We start from the raw sequence: 16,947 nt of genomic DNA, 5'->3' as shown, positions 1-16,947 counted from the left end.
AGCGATCTTTATTGCAGCGGATCAATGTATTTGAGCTTAACCGTACGGGTTGTCGCCTAGGTAGCGTTTCGCTTTTTGCTCTTTTAATTTCGCTAAGTCAACGAGTACCAGACCATCGATACAGTTGTTAAAGTCGGGATCTATACTAAAGCTCAGAAAGTTCACGCCTTGCTCTTCGCAAAGCTCCGTATATTGCTTAAATAATGTAGGGACTTGAGCACCCATATTAGCAAGAATATGTTTGAGCTCTGCGAAATCTTCTTTGATGTCATCGCCACTAAACATGTGTTGATAACGGTTAAGCTGATCATTACTTAGCTTCATTTCGTTGTTCGGCGTGGCGATACCTGCAAGGTTTGAAAAGTAATGTTGGTAGTGATACACCAACATGGCCTTTGCTTCATCCGGTAACGCGTTTGAGAGACTGACTGCGCCAAACATATAACGGTGTTCTGGGTAGCGCTTTACGAATGCACCGATCCCATACCACAGGTAATCTAGGCTCTTGCGACCCCAGTACTTGGGCTGCACAAAGCTGCGACCAAGTTCGAGGCCTTTTTCAAAGTATGGGGTCATGGCTTCACTGTACGAAAACAAGCTGTCGGTATAAAGCCCGGCTTGCCCGTGTTCTTCTATCACTTGCTTGGCACTTGCAAGGCGATAGGCACCCACCAGCTCAAGTTGTTTCGTGTCCCATAACAATAAATGGTGGTAGTGCATATCGTACTTATCGATATCACGACGGTTACCACTCCCTTCTCCTACGGCCCTAAAGGCAATTTCTCTAAGGCGTCCAAGCTCTCTAAATATCACTGAGCTGCCGGTGTATTGGTAAACGTATATTTGCATGCCATCGGGTGTTTCACCGATACACTCGCACGCTTCCACTGCCTTTTTAAGTTCTTTGCGATTTTCTGGAACTGCAATAGGGGTTTGCGTTTTGAGTGGCAGTGGCTTTTTACTGGCAAGGCGGTAAAGTTGCTTGCGAATAAGTGCGACTATCTCTTTGTCTTTTAGGTTATCAATAAGATAAGACTCTGGAGGAATACTGGCGCCTATTTCAAATTCTAGCGACTTTTGTCTTTGTTTAAACATCTCTTTGACCAATAATAAACTGGCTAAAGGCTTATAAATCATACTGGTGCCGTAAAAGAGTGGACTGTTTTTCGCTTTGATAAAAATGGGCAGAATGGGGCAATTGGCTTTTTTAGCCATTCTTAAAAAGCCAGAGTTCCATTTACAGTCTTTAATGCCTGTTGGGCTTAAGCGGGAAACCTCACCTGCAGGGAAGATGAGTAGCGCCCCCTCAGACTTTAAATGATTGTGAATGTTTGCCAACTCTTGCTTTTTACTGGCTCCTGAGAGGTTATCAACAGGCAGTAGTAGCGGATGCATTGGTGTAACCGACATCAACATCCGATTAGCAACAACCTTTAAGTCAGGCCGTACTTGCGCCAGCACTTTGATTAGTGCCAGTGCATCTAAAGAGCCAATAGGGTGGTTTGCGACGATCACCACCGGACCTTCGCTTGGGATATGCTCTATTTGCTTTGGTTTAAAGCGAGCGTCAAAATCTAACTCATCGAGCACTTGTTCGACAAACTCTAGCCCTTGCAAATGGGGGTAGGTGTCAGCAAACGCGACAAACTCTTGCTCATGCAAGAGATAACCAAGCCCTTTTTTTACTAAACCTTTTACCTTTGGGGAGTTTTCAAGTTGTGGAAGATTTGCTTCAATGACTTTATCTACACTGATCATTTTTCATCACCTGTTGGCGCTTTTTTGCAAGAGTAAAAACTATTAATGACAAGCATGTTGCATTGGTATGTCATTTATTTTGCAGTGATAGTGTGTCGGGAGAATAAAGGAACAATATGGCTTTACTTATTTGTGTTACTGGTCGTAATAATGACAAGTTAGTTGCTAAGTTAGCAGCACTGTTACCGCAGCACACCTTGCTTGAATGGCCCGTTGATGATGTTAGCTTATTAAAGGAGGTCGAGTTTGTACTGGCATGGAACGCGCCAGAGACGCTATGGTCACAGCTTCCTAATTTAAAAGTAGTGCATTCCTATGGTGCCGGTGTTGATAGCATTCCGATGCAACTATTACCACCACATGTAGAAGTTGCGCGTATCGTTGACCCAAATTTGGCAGATGACATGGCTGAATATGTATTAGGCCAACTATTAAGCCATAAGCTTAGAGTTAGAGAGTACGGGCACAATCAATCTCAGCAATTATGGAAGCCAAGGCGCGCAAGAGCAGGTCGCACGGTTGGTATTATGGGGATGGGGCAACTTGGCCTCGCGGTCGCGCATAAGCTACACGTAAATGGATTTACAATCAAAGGTTGGTCCGGCTCTGCAAAACAACTGGATAATATTGAGCACTTCAGTGGGCAAGATGAGCTAGCTGCTTTTCTTTCAGACATTGATTATCTTGTGTGTCTTTTGCCACTGACTGAAAAAACAAAAGGGATATTGAACGCCCAGCTGTTTGCACTCGCGCCAGATCATTGCGTACTCATTAATGTCGCAAGAGGTGGCCATCTTAACGAGACGGATTTACTCAATGCATTAGCGACGGAGACGTTTGGCGGGGCTATTTTAGACGTGTTCGACACAGAACCGCTTCCGGCATCACATGCCTTTTGGCAGCAATCAAACATTAGCATTACTCCACATGTTGCCGCATTAACCAGTTTGAATACGGCTGCGCAGCAAATTGCTAACAACTATTTAGCGAGCCAGGAGGGCAGAGCACTCGTTCATTTAGTTCAGAAAAAACAGGGTTACTAAATGATTAAATGGTTGTAATTGGCCACAGTGTAGGGTGCAAAGAGAATAGTATAAACTACTGTATAAAAAAACATCTTGAGTGTTTGTGAATGATGCATTAATTTAACAAAAAAACAATAATAAAAAGGTCTAACCCATGAAGCAAAGTCAAGGTGGCGCGAAATTATCACTTGTTGTGGTTTCGGTTATTTTGTTAGGTGTATCGGCTTGGTTTAATCAAGCAAGTGCAAATGAACTTCAGGGGACGACACCCACCGCAAATAGCAAATAAGCCGAGTTATACTCGGCTTTTTGTTTTTTAGCGTTTAGCGTGACGCTCTCTATTTTCTTGTTTCTTCTCTTCACTCTTTCTTAGTAGTACGTAAGTAGAGCCACTACCACCATGGCATTTTAATGCAGAGTGGAATGCTAACACTTGTGTCATTTCTTGCAGCCATTTATTGGTATAGCTTTTCAGTACAGCAGGAAAGGGTTTACTGTTTAAGCCAATACCATGCCTTAACAACAACACCCGAATGCTTTTTGCATGGCAATCAGTAATAAAGTCAAATAAAGCCTTACGAGCATCATGAAAGGGTTTGCCATGTAAGTCTAAGGTGGCATCAACTTGATATTTACCTAATCTGAGATTTTTATACACGCCATCTTGAACACCGCATTTTTTATAGGCGAGTAGATCGTGTGGATCTAATAAATCAACGTATTCTGTAGATAAGTAATTAGGATCAAACTCAAGCTCTTGCTCGGCGGCTTCGCGTTTTGCAAGTTGCGAAATGGTTGGTTCGTTCTTATGACGGCGTAATTCTGCTTTTTTGTCCTGAGCGAGAGGAGTGACGTCGCCCATTGAAGCTAAAAATAGTTCTTCATCAGTCATGGCCATACTGCTTCTCCATTAACAAGCAATGATGGCCATGATTTTAGCGCACCGAAGTGAAATAGGGAACTAGTCGCTAGGAACTAGTCGCCAAGAACCAGTTACTACAAAGAACTAGTGAACTTCCAGTTGACCGAAGGTGTAGACTTTGAATAGATAAAAAGTATTTATCAAAATCAAGCTAAGGTTAGAAATTACACTGGTGTTCATCAGATCTAGGCTAAACGAGATAAAAAGTACGCTACATGCGCACACAGCAGCTACTCTTAGTAGCGTTTTATGGTTAATAAAAAAGGCACCAAAACCTAAAGTAAGTAATATTAAGTTAAGTAGCCAGTCGAGCTCGTTTGCCATTGTCTGTTTGGTTCTCCAAATGCGTTTAAAGGATCGCCATTATGGTGATCATTTATGCTTCATTCAACTGATAAATTTTATGATTTTCACATTAGAAATTTTAATGGATTAATGGTGCCTGAATACTTATGTAGCGACGCCTGCATAAGTCATTAAAAATACCCAGATGCACTTTTTATTTCCTTGTGAATAGTTTTAGCTATTGTTAAGTATGTTTATGATTATCATAAACAAGTTGATGAATCAGCGCAGATTAAGAAATGCATACCTATACTTAGTTACATATGTACAACCCTAAGAGAATTCCGCATAAGGCGATAATAAAAAGCCGTAGGCGACAAAAATAATTAAGGAAAGGCAATGAAAATGCTCAAGTACTACCTGTTTGCAAGCCTCTGTTTAGCCGCCCTGACGGTCCACAGTATAGGATCTTGGCTAATGTTGCCGCTTGCATGGTTTACCGTCTCTATTTCTTTAGTTACTTTTGCTTATGCAACTAACTATCCTTACATATTTAGAAAGCACGGCACAGGCAAAATTCCTTGGTATATAACTTGGCTATTTTGGCCTTACTTAGGCTGTGTGCATTTATACAATGCAATCGAAAGAGGCAGAGATGTTGTTGATGCATTTCAACCGCTCACTGATGACTTATTTGTTGCTTGTCGGTTATTCCCAAGCGATGTGGATATGCTCAAGGCAGAAGGGATAGAGGCTATTTTAGACGTAACTGCCGAATTTGATGGTCTAAACTGGTCTGCGGAGCAGCAAGGCCTACATTACCTCAATATTCCGGTGCTAGATCATCAAGCACCCACCTCAGAGCAATTAGCACATGGCATGGCATGGATAGCAGCACAGCATGAATTAAAGCGAAAGGTTGTGGTGCATTGTGCGTTAGGCCGAGGACGCTCAGTGTTCTTTTGCACTGCATATTTGCTTGCAACCAACCCCGATTATACCGTCCGTGAAGCACTGGAGAAAATCCAAAACCGCCGTGAAACGGCAAGGTTAAACAAGCATCAGCTAAAAGGATTAACAAAGCTACATCACAGTCAAAACTTTACCCACAGTGAGCAGGCGGCATTAATCATTAACCCTGTATCAGGATCAGGTAAATGGTTTACCTATGAAAACGACATTGTCGGTATGCTGACGGAAAAATATAACTTATCCATTCACTTTACAGAGAAAGAGATAGACGTTGCTGCTTTGGCTACACGAATACTGTCTGATAAACAGCCAAATATCATTATTGCAGGGGGCGGTGACGGCACATTGGCAAGTGTTGCTCATGGTGTGCATCAAAGTGATGTCCAGTTTGGTATTTTGCCTTTAGGAACTGCCAACTCTCTAGCGACTGTGTTACTCGGCTCACTGTCCAAAATAGATCCCATTAACCGATCCTGTGAAGCAATCTTAGCGGGTAAAACTAAACCTATTGATATAATGAACTGTAATGGCCGCACCGCACTTTTAGCTGCGGCAATTGGATTTGGGCAGGAAATGATCGAAAAGGCTGGGCGTGAAGAAAAGAATAGCTCAGGGCAACTCGCCTACATTCGAGGTCTTTGGCAGGCGGTAAGTGAGAATAAACCTCTTAATTTTAAAGTCAGCTTTGATGGTGCTGAGCAATCTCAAATAGATTGTGTTAGTCTGGTTATAGCGAATGCGGCACCTAAAACCACCATTCTTGCTCAAGGTCATGGAGAGCCAATCTATGACGACGGCAAACTAGATATTACTATTTTGCCGGTTGAACCGGATGGTGCGCAGAATTTTACGGTAGCCGAACTTATTTTACCTAAATTAGACGGCAAACCTTCTAATATTCGCACTGAGCAGTGCGAAAAGATAAATATAGAATTTGAACAAGAACAACACTTTGCACTAGATGGTGAAGTGCTAAGTGCGAAAAATATTGAAATAGTGATCCAGAAACATGCATTGAACGTAATGGTTCCGAATTAGGTATTTTCGGCTATTCATTAGTGTGTGAGATAAAAATCAAAAGTGGAAACACTATTGGAGCATTGAGAGAGGGACTCAATTGAAAACCGTTTTATTAGTAGATGATGATCATGATTTTGCAGAGCTGGCCTGTCGCATTGTCGAATATTTGGGGCATGATGCTTGCCTAGCGAATGATTTGGCGTCGGCCAGACAATGGCTAGAAACGCAAAGCTTTGATCATATCTTTCTTGATTTTATGCTGCCAGATGGCAGTGGTTTACATCTAGTTGATGAAATTAGAGCTGCGGGGATCCGTACACCCATAACTATGGTTACGGGACATCCATCAGTAAAGTCAGCCCTGTCGCAGCTTTGTCATGATGGATTGAATTATCTCACTAAGCCCGTTGATGCGGATGATTTTAGGAATGCGTTAAGCCCTTCGAAGAACAAACCCAAGCGAACAGAGAGTCAAGCACATTTTGGTGTGTTGCTGGGTGAGTCTGCCAAAATGAAGCATCTATATAAGATGATAGAGCGAGTGGCAAGCACCGACGCAAACGTGATGTTGATGGGGGAAAGTGGCGTTGGTAAAGAAATGTTTGCCCGTGCAATTCACAATGCTAGCGCGGTGACGGGGGACTTGGTTAACGTAAACTGTGGTGCAATCCCGAAAGACTTGATCGGTAGCGAACTATTTGGTCACGAAAAAGGCGCGTTTACGGGAGCAAATGCTCAAAAAGTCGGAGTATTTGAACAAGCAGAGAATGGCACTTTGTTTTTGGATGAATTAACCGAAATGCCGATCGAGCAACAGCCAAACTTGCTACGTGTACTCGAAACACATACGGTGACACGAGTCGGAGGCACAAAGCCGATAAAAGTAAATTGCCGGGTGATATCGGCGACTAACCGTAGCGTTGAAGATATTGCTACCAATGATGTACTGCGAGAAGACATTTATTTTCGTTTGGCGGTATTTCCAATCCATATTCCACCACTCAGAGAGAGAAAAGAAGACATCCCTTTACTCGCCGAGCATTTTTTGCAAGGTTTGAATAAAAAAGGTAATAGTCAATATGTGATCAAGGCAGCGGATATGAGCCGCTTGGTTGAATATGATTGGCCTGGGAATGTACGAGAACTCAAGCACACTATTCATCGTGCCTATATTATGGCGGACCACGATGACCATAGCTTAGTATTTGATACGAACTTCGCCTCACCATTCGCACAGGCTAAACGCATGGTGGAACATGCGCAGTTAAATCGCACTCCAATTCCGCCACAGGCGGGCACATCAAGTAGAGCAAATGCGATTCAAGTAGCAACGCCAGAAATGAAGCCAGGTAAAACGATTGAAGAAGTAGAAAGAGAGCTGATCTACCAGACGTTAGAATCAGTAGAAGGTAACAAGACACTAGCTGCGCGAATGCTTGGGATCAGTACAAAAACACTCTACAACCGTTTAAACGCCTATGAGGGAGAAACACAGTCATAATTTCGGGGAGGAACAATGACACAACATGGTCAAGGTGAGCTTGCGAAATTAGTGCACGACGCACGCAAACCTTTGAATCAAATTTCAATGAATTCAGAGTTGATTAAGCTTATTGCTGAACAACCCGGTTCTCAGCAACAGATAATCGAGATAGCTAACACGATTATTAAGGCAACTAAAGAATGCAGCGAGTTGTTACAAACGCTGGTGGAGCAAGGAAATAATGAGTGAACAATAAACCCAGAGTTAGCGCTTTTATGAACTTAAGCAATAAATTGAGCTTCATCTGGTTTGCCGTGATTGTGAGCGTAGGGCTTGTAGCGTCCAATGCCCTGATCGGCTTTAACAATGTTAAAGAGTTAAACCAAGTTCAAGAGAGTATCCGCAACACCAGCGAAGTGATGATGTCTCTGGATCAGCTGCATATTGCGATGTTAAATGCAGAGGCTGGGCAACGAGCGTTTTTAATCTCAAATAAAGAAAGTGACTTAGCGCCGTTTGAAAAGTCATTGCAAAGCCTTGACGAGAGTATAGCCAAGGTTGCTCAGAATCACTCCGAAAGTGATGTGCAACAGCAAAAGATAAATCGCTATATTGACGGCGTGAAGAGGCGATTTAAAACCTTGCAAAGTACGATAATTGTTGCACGCAATACCGATACGGGTAATGAAGCTTTATTACTTGACCGAGCCGCTGACTCGGGTGGCGACTTACGGGAAGAGTTTACTCGTATCATGGCCGCGGAAGTGGATATTCGAGCCATTCAATTAAATCAGTTAAAACGGGTACGAAAGGAAGCTCAAACTAATATTGTGGTATTTACGTTATTGAGTGCTGCGATGATTTTTGCCATATTGCTACTATTGGTCGCGAATCTGCGCAGTACCAAACAAGCTAAGCGCGAGTTAGAGCAAGCTAATGACCACCTCGAAGAAAAGGTACAGGCGCGTACTGAAGCGTTAGAACATTACGCTGAAGAGCTAAATCGTAGTAACCGAGAACTCGAAGATTTTGCGTTTGTAGCCTCCCACGACCTGCAAGAGCCACTAAGAAAGATCCGCGCTTTTGGTGATCGCATCGAAAAAAACTATGGTGAATACCTGGATGACAAGGGCCGGGATTATTTGGCCCGGATGACAGGTGCTGCGCAGCGGATGTCAACACTTATCACCGACTTGCTTGAGTTATCTCGAGTGACCACCAGAGCAAAACCATTTGAAGAGCAAGACCTCAATCAAGTTTTACAGTTTGTGTTGGAAGATTTAGAAATTGCGGTCAAGGACAGCAATGCAAGTGTGAATGCCGCCGTTTTACCGACAATAAAATGTGATGCCAGCCAAATACACCAACTATTTTTAAATTTACTTTCTAACGCTATCAAGTTTAGAGTAGACGGACGTGATCCGGTTATTACGATTTCAGTTGAAAACAGCCAATTGGTGGGCCAAGATGCCTATACTTTTGTAGTGGAAGATAATGGCGTTGGTTTTGACGTTGAATATGCTGATAAAATATTCTCGCCTTTCCAACGACTACATGACAGAAAAAAATATGCTGGTACTGGGATTGGCTTAACTGTGTGCAGACGTATTGTTGAGCGGCACGGTGGGGCAATTTCAGCAACCAGTGAAGATGGTAAAGGTGCTAAATTCACGATCACATTACTCGTTGAACCAACACCAATTATTCAGGAACTGAAAAATGAACTATAAAAAAACTCAGCCGATCCATATTCTGATGGCGGATGATGACGAAGATGATCGCTTGCTAGCTCAGGATGCGCTAGAAGAGAGCCGAGTACTCAATGCGTTTCAATTTGTTAAGGATGGGGTTGAGCTTTTGGAATATTTGAGGAATGAGGGTGAGTTTACTGATAAACAACGATACCCAAGACCAAATCTCATTTTACTTGACCTGAATATGCCAAGAATGGATGGTAGAGAAGCGCTACAAGAAATTAAAAAGGACCCAATACTGCGCTCTATTCCTGTAGTGATCTTAACTACCTCCAAAGAGGAGGAAGATAAGCTAAGAGGATATGACTCTGGCGCTGCATCTTACATTACTAAGCCTGTTGATTTTGATGGCTTAGTTGATTTGATGAAGCATTTAGGCAAGTACTGGATTGAAATAGTAGAACTGCCAAATTAACCCTATCGCGCTTGTGCAAGCAAGCGCTCACTCCAAGTCGTCCTACACTTATTTCAGCCTATCGTGACGACCTAAACGAGTTACTACCACTTCATTTACGGAGGCCAATATGACAAAGGAGTCAGTCAGTGAAGTCAATGTGTTACTCATTGAAGATGACGAAGACGATTATATTTTAACCTTAGATTATTTGGAGTCGATCCCTAACTTTAAATTTAATCTCGTTTGGCAGAGCCAATACCACCAAGCTCTAGAAGCGCTGGAGAGCAATGGCTTTGATCTTTGCTTGTTGGATTATCAGTTAGGCCCGCAAACCGGGTTAAGTGTGTTAAAAGAAGCCAAAGCAAGACAGGTTCATACGCCGATAATCATGTTAACGGGACAATCGGATGAAGTCTTGGATAACGACGCATTGAAAGCGGGCGCTGAAGATTTCGTGCTTAAGTCAGAAATAAGCAGCGCGCGGTTTATTCGCTCTATCCGTTATGCTTTGGCACGGAAAGAGCTTGAACGTGAGCGCCTTGAGCGATTGCGAGTAGAGTCTGACAGTCGAGCGAAAGACCGCTTTTTGGCTCATTTAAGTCATGAACTAAGAACGCCACTCACTTCTATCTTGGGCTACACCAATCTCCTGTTATCTCGGGAGGAATTACAAAATGTTAAGCCAGAGCTATCTATTATTAATAATAACAGCGAGCATCTACTTAATTTACTTAATGATGTGCTCGATCTGTCAAAGCTAAAAGAAAACCGATTGCAGCTCAATAAACAAGAAACGTGCTTGAGTAGCTTTCTTAGTGACTTGTATAGTTTGTTCAAAATGGCCGCCGCGAAAAAAGGCTTGAGTTTTAGTATTGAAGCTAAAACGCCACTCCCTCAAGATGTAAAGGTCGATAAAACAAGGCTAAAACAGGTACTTATCAACATTATTTATAATGCGATTAAGTTTACGAGTTCTGGTTTTGTAAAAGTCGAGATCACGTTACAAGCGGATGCAAAGCTTGAATTCAAGGTAATTGATACGGGTATTGGTATTCCCTCTGCGAAGCTTAAACGTATATTCAAGCCATTTGAACAAGTACAGAACGTTACAACACGCACAGATGAGGGTGCTGGTCTTGGGTTAGCCATTAGCTCAGCACTCATTAAATTGATGGGCGGTGAGCTGGCGGTTGAGTCGACTTTGGGAGAGGGGAGTGAATTTGGTTTTTGCATCGATCTAGAGGAGGTAGATGGTGCGGCACTTGCTCCTCTTGTATTAGATAAAACGCAAAATACAGCTAATAACGCGCTCCCATCGGATCTAAAAGGGCATATTCTTATCGTTGAAGATATTACTGAGATCCAGATGTTAATGCGTACTTTGATTGGCCAAACAGGTGCAACGGCTGAAATTGCAGGCGATGGTATTGAAGCGCTTACGATGCTTAATGATAATCCAGATAAGTATGACTTAGTCTTTATGGACTTGCACATGCCAAGAATGGACGGCCGAGATACTATCGTGGCGCTCAGAGAGCGTGGTATTGACTTACCTGTTGTCGCACTCACAGCGGCCGCTCAAAAAGGCACAAAAGAAGAATTAATGGCGCTTGGCTTTAGCGATATGATGAGCAAGCCTGTTAATGTCTCTGAATTAGGAGAATATTTAGCCCACTACTTGAGTGACGAGTTGGCGACATCTAGCAATGATGTGGAGCAAACTACTGGTACTTTGCAGTTTTTAGTGGTAGAAGACGACGCAGATACACGCAACCTACTTAAGCTATTACTTAATTCACTGCAAGTGAATGTAGTTACGGCAGAGTGCGCGCAAACTTGTTGGCAGCACTTTGTTGGTTCTGGGCGCTTTGACACGATTTTACTGGATATAGGTCTGCCCGATAAGTCTGGGCTTACGCTTGCACGAGAGATTAAAGCACAAGATCCTAATCAGCATATCGTGATTGCTAGTGGTTTTGACCCAGAGCCGGAAAAACTGGCCGAGTCACAAGTAAATGAAGTGCTGTTAAAGCCTATTACACTGGTGGATCTAAAGGAAATTAAAGAAAAGCTGGTTTAGATAGAGAGCCGAAGAATAGCGCAAGGAGTTAAATGATACCTTGCGCTATTCTTTGTAAAAGTACGATCTTTCTTAGTGCGCCAAACTTGCCATATTTAGCGCTGAGTGCGCCAAACATAAACATGAAGCCTAACCCTTGAGGAGAGCTAATCGCGCCGGTAAATACCTTTTTAGCTTTCACTTGAGTGAGTTGATTAAAATGTTTAGCGGTAATGAGCTTTTTCTTCTCAATTACCACTTCTTGGTGCAATTTATCAGTGATGAATTCAGCGAGCTTCGTCATTACTGCCCTCCTGCTTAGCAACTGGAGTATAAAATCCAGACGTCAGGTCGTTTATACTGTTGTTAAAGAGCTTTAGCCCTGTGATGATTAGGTAATAAATCATTGCAATATTGATAGTAAGTACGATACCGGCCGATATAAACCAGCTTAGGCCTGCGTAGGTTAAGGCGTAAGCAAATAAAACATGCAAGCTGCCCCATACCATAGCCGTTAAAATTAAAGAGAACAGAATTAACCCGAGTGCAATACATAAAGTCTTTAAATTAGCTCTAAATTTGGCACCTAATAAGTTTATTTGTGCTTCTGCGATTTGCTGATAACTATTGAATAATAGGGACACAGAGTCTTTAAGCTCAGCGAGCGCTGGTGTGCGCTCGTGAGCTGTTGCTTGACGGTCTCTTACTTGAGCTTGGTCTTGCATGATTACTTATTCCTTAACAGCATAGTTGCCAACATACCGAGTGAAAATGCGATACCAGCCGTCTTTACTGGGTTCTCCGTTGCATACTTTTTGATACCTGATGTGTTCCACGCACGTTCCCACTCCTTACGCTTGGCACCAATGACTTCGCTTGAGTTATGACCTTTTTCACGCAGTGAGGTCTCAGTGCGAGACGCTGAAGCGTGCAGTGAGTCTACTGACGCATGTAAAGTGTCTGCAATTTGATCCGTAACTGGGTGACTAGAGTCGTGACCATTTGATTGTGGTTTTGCTGTGTTACTTGTCTGTGCTTGGTTTGCTTGGTTACTCATAAACTACTCCTTATTCGTTTAGTTCACTCTTTTCAATGCAAAGGGTTTGCCATAATTAAAGTTCAATAAATTCAAAGGATTAGATTTTTTATTATTTGTGATTGATACATAGTTACAAGGGCTGTAAATATTTCATGGAAGATGTACAGGGTGTTATGTAACGTGAGTAGAGGCTAGCTAAAGTTAGTGCTTTCTTTTTCTCGCGAGAAAGCACTAACCATAGGCCAAATTATTGGAATCCCCTGTGATTATTGGGATAACGATGCTTTCGGAATTGAACTTTACTGATCCACGTTGCAAAAATATTTACTACTGCAAAGCACCCCAATGTGGCACTTATGCCGATCAAGATATAAAGCATAAAGTCGAAATAGAGAGAAAGTTCCATATAACCTCCGAGCTCAATATAGTAATTCAGATCTTATAACTATGTGTTGATTATATAAATCCAGCTCTAAAGTGGTGACAAAAAAATTGATTTTCAAGTCTACTTCACCGCTGTTTAATCGGTGTTTAACGTTGACTTCAGGTTAGAAGAGAGTGAGCTGACAGAGCTTGCTCATAGAAAAAACTGCTCAATAAATATCAGCTGAGCAGAGAAGTAGGGATCAGTAAAATATAAAGCGATTTACTTAATATGGTAAAGTAAAGCCGAAAAAAGGCGCCACCAAGAGGTAGCGCCAAAACCAGACTCTTTGTGGAAGAGCCAGGACTGAGTCAAAGGGGAAATAATTGGGAGGCTATAAATTAGCCATAATTACTGCTTAAAATTGATACTCGATAGAGACAGCAGCTACGTCCATATCTGGATCGATATCCTCTTCAAGTTCGTAGCGTGTATATTCTAAACGCATGTTGATGTTTTCATTTAGATGAAATTCCACGCCAGCACCGTAAAGCCAGTCGCCACCTTCAAGGTTAGATGAAACACGACCTACAGCTGGAATGTCCGCGTAGATATCGGCATCCCACTCAAGCCAACCACCTTTTGCATATACCGAGAAGTGTTCATTTAGTGGGGCTGAAATACGCGTAGATAAAGAAATACCGTCGATTTCTGCAGAGTTGTCAATGTCACTAGCTTCGTCGAAGTTTTCATAGGCAAGTTCAAAGCTCCAATATGGATTTATTTTTGTACCCACATACGCTTTTAACATAGACGAGTCATCGTCAAACGAAGTGTCGTTTTCACGGTCTTCCCACTGAAAAGAGTATTGGCCGTAACCGATACCTGTGTAAATTTTATAATCATCTAGTCCAAAATCAGACTCCGCGTGAGCAGCGGTTGATGCAAGACCAAGAGAGGCTAGTAGCGCAGCGGCAATCGTTAATTGTTTCATCTTTACTCCTTAAATCAATATAAGTATGGGAGGGGGGAGTGCCCCCTCAAATCAAAATTGCTTATGATTTTTTAGTAACGCGAAGGTTATCTTTTACATCTTTAACGTCATTGGCGTTTTTCGCGATTTGCACAGCAAGTTTGCGCTCTGCTTCGCTACCAACATGGCCATTTAGTGTTACGACTAAGCCTTCCACATCGACATCGATGTCAGTACCATCTACATCTGTGTCAAACAGGTAGCGAGACTTAATTACTGTTGCGATTTTTGCGTCAGTAAAGCCACTATCGCTTTCGTAGTTACGCTCTTTTTTGCGCTCGTCTGACATATCTACGATAGTCAGGTCGTTCTTCACTTCTTTTACGCCGTCGATACCTAATACAAGCTCTTCAGCTAACTTTTTATCTACAGAATGTTCCACTTTACCGGTTAGCACTACAACGCCATTTTTCACATCTGTGTTAATGTCAAAATTGTTCAGCTCACCGTTGAAAAGCAATGTCGCTTCTGCTTTACCGTCAATCCAAGCATCGCTTGCTTCTTTTTCCCAAGAATTATCAGCTGCAAATGCTGAAGCGGCAGTAAGTGAAGATACAAGTACAGTTGCAATTAATGTCTTTTTCATAATTAAACTCCTTTAATTTCGTAGTCGAATTACTTATTGCAGCTGTTGTGCCAGTTTTTAAATTGTTGAAAAGTAAGGTGTTTTTATTTTTTATGTAAACGGGAAGGAAGAATTTACCGAGAAAATGTGTATATTACTTTGTAATAATTACCTTTTTAATGAACCGCTAATTAATATAACTAGGAATGATTACTGCATCCTAACTTTGTTAAGTACTTATATAGGAATGTGTGATTATGAACTTAGAAAAGTTTTGGACATTAATTAATGATAAATTAATCTCTTGGCTTGAAGCGGGTGTGCAATTACTGCCCAATATGATCCTAGCCTTAATGGTTATCATATTTTTTACGATTCTAGCTAAAATATCATCGGTTTGGTTTTCTAAAGCGATAAGAAAAGCAATAAAGACCGAACAAGTCGCTTCTCTTATTAGCTCTATATTTAAAGTTTCCATTATTGCTATCGGTATTTTCTTCGCTTTAGATATAGTCAAACTATCAGGCGCCGTGATGTCATTGTTAGCCGGGGCTGGGATCATAGGCCTTGCCATTGGTTTTGCATTCCAAGACATGACAGAGAACCTCATTGCTGGATTTGTGATGGGAGTCAGAAAACCTTTTATGGTCGGTGACATTATCAGAACCAAGGATTGCTTTGGTACGGTAAGTAAAATCAATTTGAGAAATACCTTAGTAGAGAACTTTTACGGCCAACTGTCCTATATTCCCAACAAAATTCTCTTTAAAAATGAATTACAAAACTACACTAAACTTGGTAAACGAAGAATAGAAGTACCTGTTGGCATCTCCTATGCGGACGACCCAGAGCAAGCACGAGAGGTAATTATCGAGGCAATTAATAAGCTTGATTTTGTGGTAAACCAAAAAGAAACGGATGTCTACGCCGAATCTTTTGGTGATAGTTCTATCAATCTACTCGTGTGGTTTTGGATAGACTACCCAGCCGATCCCGGCTTCATGGTGGTCAGGCACAAAGCGATTTGTACCATTAATCGTGTGTTAGCTGATAACGATATCTTAATTCCTTTCCCAATTAGGACGCTGGACTTCAATGCGAAGGGAAGCGCAACCTTGAGTGCGCAATTATCACAGGAATAATTTACATCTAGCTTGTAATATTTTCATCGGTTTTTGGAGCTTTATATTAAAATTCCTTGAAAAATAACGGTTTATAATTTGGCATTTAATCTGCATTAGTGAAAGTGACAGAAAATAATATTTGCATAATGCACTTATTACACATTGAAACGAAAGGAGTTATTTATGGCAGATTCAAATTACGACATGGAGCCGGTAAAAGAGCTCATTAAAGTATTAAATGGTGGTGTTGATTTTTACACTGAAGCTAAAAAGAAGCTAGATAATATCGAACTAAACCGAGTATTTGACCAAATGATTGTAGATAAAGCGCAAGCAATCTCAGATCTTCAACCATTTGTTCTTATCGACGAAGGTGAAATCGAGACTGATTCAGCGCTTAGCATCGACATTCGTGAATCATACACTAAGTTGATTGGCATGGTGAGTACTGATAAAGAACACACCTACATTTCTCAACTAGAAGAGGTGGAAGACAAAGTGCTAAGCAAGCTTGATAAAGCGCTGAATAAAGAGCTTCCACCAAAATGCAAGAGTGTATTACTGCAAATTCAAACCAGAATGCAAGCTTGTCACGATCAAATGAAGCAGTTGCAAGAGCTAACTGCCTAAGGAGGATGTTATGTTGAGTTGGGCTGTAATGTTTTTATTCCTAGCACTTGTCGCAGCCGTGTTAGGTTTCACTGGAATCGCGGGCGCTGCGGCAGGTATGGCGAAAATTCTATTTTTTGTGTTTATCGCCTTTATGATTATTTCGTTTATTTTTGGCAAAGCACGAGCTCCCAGGTAAAAGGGATTTAACGTAAAACGGTTTAGGAGATAGATTATGAAATCAGCAATTACATTAGCAAAAGCATTTGGGTTTGTTTCAATTTTGGCACTTTTTGGTTGTAGTGAGGGTCCGGCAGAAGATGCGGGTGAGCGTTTCGATGAAACGGTTCAGGAAGTGGAAAACAGTGTAGAAGATGCCTGTGAAGATGTAAAAGAGAACCTGAACGCTGAAAACGAAGAGTGTTAAGCAAAAACAGTTTCGACGTGGAACGTAAGAGGAGAAGCCGATAAAAGCTTCTCCTCTTTTTTGTAATAGGTTTAAAAATCAATATCCTAAAAAGGAGTAGACACAGTATAG

At 41.7% G+C, this 16,947-nt stretch carries 20 protein-coding genes; 12 read left to right on the top strand and 8 right to left on the bottom strand.

Features of this window, described 5'->3' with window-relative positions:
• Positions 1-36: 36 nt before the first annotated feature.
• Entirely contained in the window at positions 37-1,758 is a 1,722-nt protein-coding gene (gene olsF / locus CWC03_RS00255; RefSeq protein ID WP_138580107.1) for a bifunctional ornithine lipid synthase OlsF, read from the bottom strand.
• A 116-nt stretch (positions 1,759-1,874) separates the two neighbouring features.
• On the opposite strand from olsF, the gene CWC03_RS00250 reads away from it, so the two are divergent.
• Positions 1,875-2,801, top strand: a complete 927-nt coding sequence (locus CWC03_RS00250) for a 2-hydroxyacid dehydrogenase (protein ID WP_138580106.1) — start codon at positions 1,875-1,877, stop codon at positions 2,799-2,801.
• Between the two features lie 136 nt (positions 2,802-2,937).
• The gene (locus CWC03_RS23865; protein WP_282961445.1) at positions 2,938-3,072 is read left to right on the top strand and encodes a hypothetical protein; all 135 of its coding nucleotides are present in this window, start codon (positions 2,938-2,940) and stop codon (positions 3,070-3,072) included.
• A 27-nt stretch (positions 3,073-3,099) separates the two neighbouring features.
• Here the strand turns inward: CWC03_RS23865 and smrA are convergent, their stop codons facing one another.
• Both smrA and CWC03_RS23725 read right to left on the bottom strand, forming a co-directional pair.
• Positions 3,100-3,681 (bottom strand): DNA endonuclease SmrA, encoded by a 582-nt coding sequence (smrA, locus tag CWC03_RS00245; RefSeq protein ID WP_138580105.1) that lies wholly within the window; start codon positions 3,679-3,681, stop codon positions 3,100-3,102.
• 108 nt (positions 3,682-3,789) lie between these two features.
• Complete coding sequence (locus CWC03_RS23725) at positions 3,790-4,029, bottom strand: hypothetical protein (protein ID WP_138580104.1); 240 nt, start codon at positions 4,027-4,029, stop codon at positions 3,790-3,792.
• Between the two features lie 360 nt (positions 4,030-4,389).
• Here CWC03_RS23725 and CWC03_RS00235 point away from each other — a divergent pair, with 360 nt between their 5' ends.
• From CWC03_RS00235 to CWC03_RS00210, 6 genes are all read left to right on the top strand, one after another.
• Positions 4,390-6,000, top strand: coding sequence for a diacylglycerol kinase family protein (locus CWC03_RS00235; protein ID WP_138580103.1), 1,611 nt, complete (start codon positions 4,390-4,392; stop codon positions 5,998-6,000).
• Positions 6,001-6,079: 79 nt separating this feature from the next.
• Positions 6,080-7,483 carry a sigma-54-dependent transcriptional regulator gene (locus CWC03_RS00230; protein ID WP_138580102.1) on the top strand — a complete coding sequence of 468 codons (1,404 nt, stop codon included), beginning with the start codon at positions 6,080-6,082 and terminating at the stop codon, positions 7,481-7,483.
• A gap of 15 nt (positions 7,484-7,498) precedes the next feature.
• Positions 7,499-7,714: a histidine kinase gene (locus CWC03_RS00225; RefSeq protein WP_128726920.1), complete on the top strand. Its 216-nt coding sequence runs from the start codon at positions 7,499-7,501 to the stop codon at positions 7,712-7,714.
• Complete coding sequence (locus CWC03_RS00220; RefSeq protein WP_138580101.1) at positions 7,711-9,195, top strand: sensor histidine kinase; 1,485 nt, start codon at positions 7,711-7,713, stop codon at positions 9,193-9,195. The genes CWC03_RS00225 and CWC03_RS00220 overlap by 4 nt, the downstream gene beginning before the upstream one ends.
• Positions 9,185-9,634 (top strand): response regulator, encoded by a 450-nt coding sequence (locus CWC03_RS00215; RefSeq protein ID WP_010378908.1) that lies wholly within the window; start codon positions 9,185-9,187, stop codon positions 9,632-9,634. Before CWC03_RS00220 ends, CWC03_RS00215 begins: the two co-directional genes overlap by 11 nt.
• Positions 9,635-9,743: 109 nt before the next feature.
• On the top strand, positions 9,744-11,696 hold the full coding sequence (locus CWC03_RS00210; protein ID WP_138580100.1) for a response regulator: 1,953 nt from the start codon (positions 9,744-9,746) through the stop codon (positions 11,694-11,696).
• Between the two features lie 28 nt (positions 11,697-11,724).
• Here the strand turns inward: CWC03_RS00210 and CWC03_RS00205 are convergent, their stop codons facing one another.
• The 5 genes from CWC03_RS00205 to CWC03_RS00185 form a co-directional block, all read right to left on the bottom strand.
• Positions 11,725-11,979 (bottom strand): hypothetical protein, encoded by a 255-nt coding sequence (locus tag CWC03_RS00205; RefSeq protein WP_045989359.1) that lies wholly within the window; start codon positions 11,977-11,979, stop codon positions 11,725-11,727.
• A complete protein-coding gene (locus CWC03_RS00200) occupies positions 11,963-12,400 on the bottom strand; it encodes a phage holin family protein (RefSeq protein ID WP_138580099.1) in 438 nt (145 codons plus the stop codon). The genes CWC03_RS00205 and CWC03_RS00200 overlap by 17 nt, the downstream gene beginning before the upstream one ends.
• A gap of 2 nt (positions 12,401-12,402) precedes the next feature.
• Entirely contained in the window at positions 12,403-12,732 is a 330-nt protein-coding gene (locus CWC03_RS00195; protein WP_138580098.1) for a hypothetical protein, read from the bottom strand.
• A 764-nt stretch (positions 12,733-13,496) separates the two neighbouring features.
• Entirely contained in the window at positions 13,497-14,072 is a 576-nt protein-coding gene (locus tag CWC03_RS00190; protein WP_138580097.1) for an outer membrane beta-barrel protein, read from the bottom strand.
• A gap of 61 nt (positions 14,073-14,133) precedes the next feature.
• Positions 14,134-14,697: a BON domain-containing protein gene (locus CWC03_RS00185; protein ID WP_138580096.1), complete on the bottom strand. Its 564-nt coding sequence runs from the start codon at positions 14,695-14,697 to the stop codon at positions 14,134-14,136.
• Positions 14,698-14,933: 236 nt separating this feature from the next.
• On the opposite strand from CWC03_RS00185, the gene CWC03_RS00180 reads away from it, so the two are divergent.
• The 4 genes from CWC03_RS00180 to CWC03_RS00165 all read left to right on the top strand — a co-directional run bounded on the left by CWC03_RS00180 (position 14,934) and on the right by CWC03_RS00165 (position 16,836).
• Positions 14,934-15,818 carry a mechanosensitive ion channel family protein gene (locus CWC03_RS00180; protein WP_138580095.1) on the top strand — a complete coding sequence of 295 codons (885 nt, stop codon included), beginning with the start codon at positions 14,934-14,936 and terminating at the stop codon, positions 15,816-15,818.
• 165 nt (positions 15,819-15,983) lie between these two features.
• Positions 15,984-16,430: a PA2169 family four-helix-bundle protein gene (locus CWC03_RS00175; protein ID WP_138580094.1), complete on the top strand. Its 447-nt coding sequence runs from the start codon at positions 15,984-15,986 to the stop codon at positions 16,428-16,430.
• A gap of 10 nt (positions 16,431-16,440) precedes the next feature.
• Positions 16,441-16,608, top strand: a complete 168-nt coding sequence (locus CWC03_RS00170) for a DUF1328 domain-containing protein (protein ID WP_010378934.1) — start codon at positions 16,441-16,443, stop codon at positions 16,606-16,608.
• A 36-nt stretch (positions 16,609-16,644) separates the two neighbouring features.
• Positions 16,645-16,836, top strand: coding sequence for a hypothetical protein (locus CWC03_RS00165; RefSeq protein ID WP_010378936.1), 192 nt, complete (start codon positions 16,645-16,647; stop codon positions 16,834-16,836).
• Positions 16,837-16,947: the final 111 nt, after the last annotated feature.

Origin of the sequence: Pseudoalteromonas sp. S2755 (assembly GCF_005886535.1) — a bacterium.
GTDB lineage: Bacteria > Pseudomonadota > Gammaproteobacteria > Enterobacterales > Alteromonadaceae > Pseudoalteromonas.
Note: the sequence above shows the minus strand (reverse complement) of the source record. Positions and strands in the feature narration are given on the sequence as shown.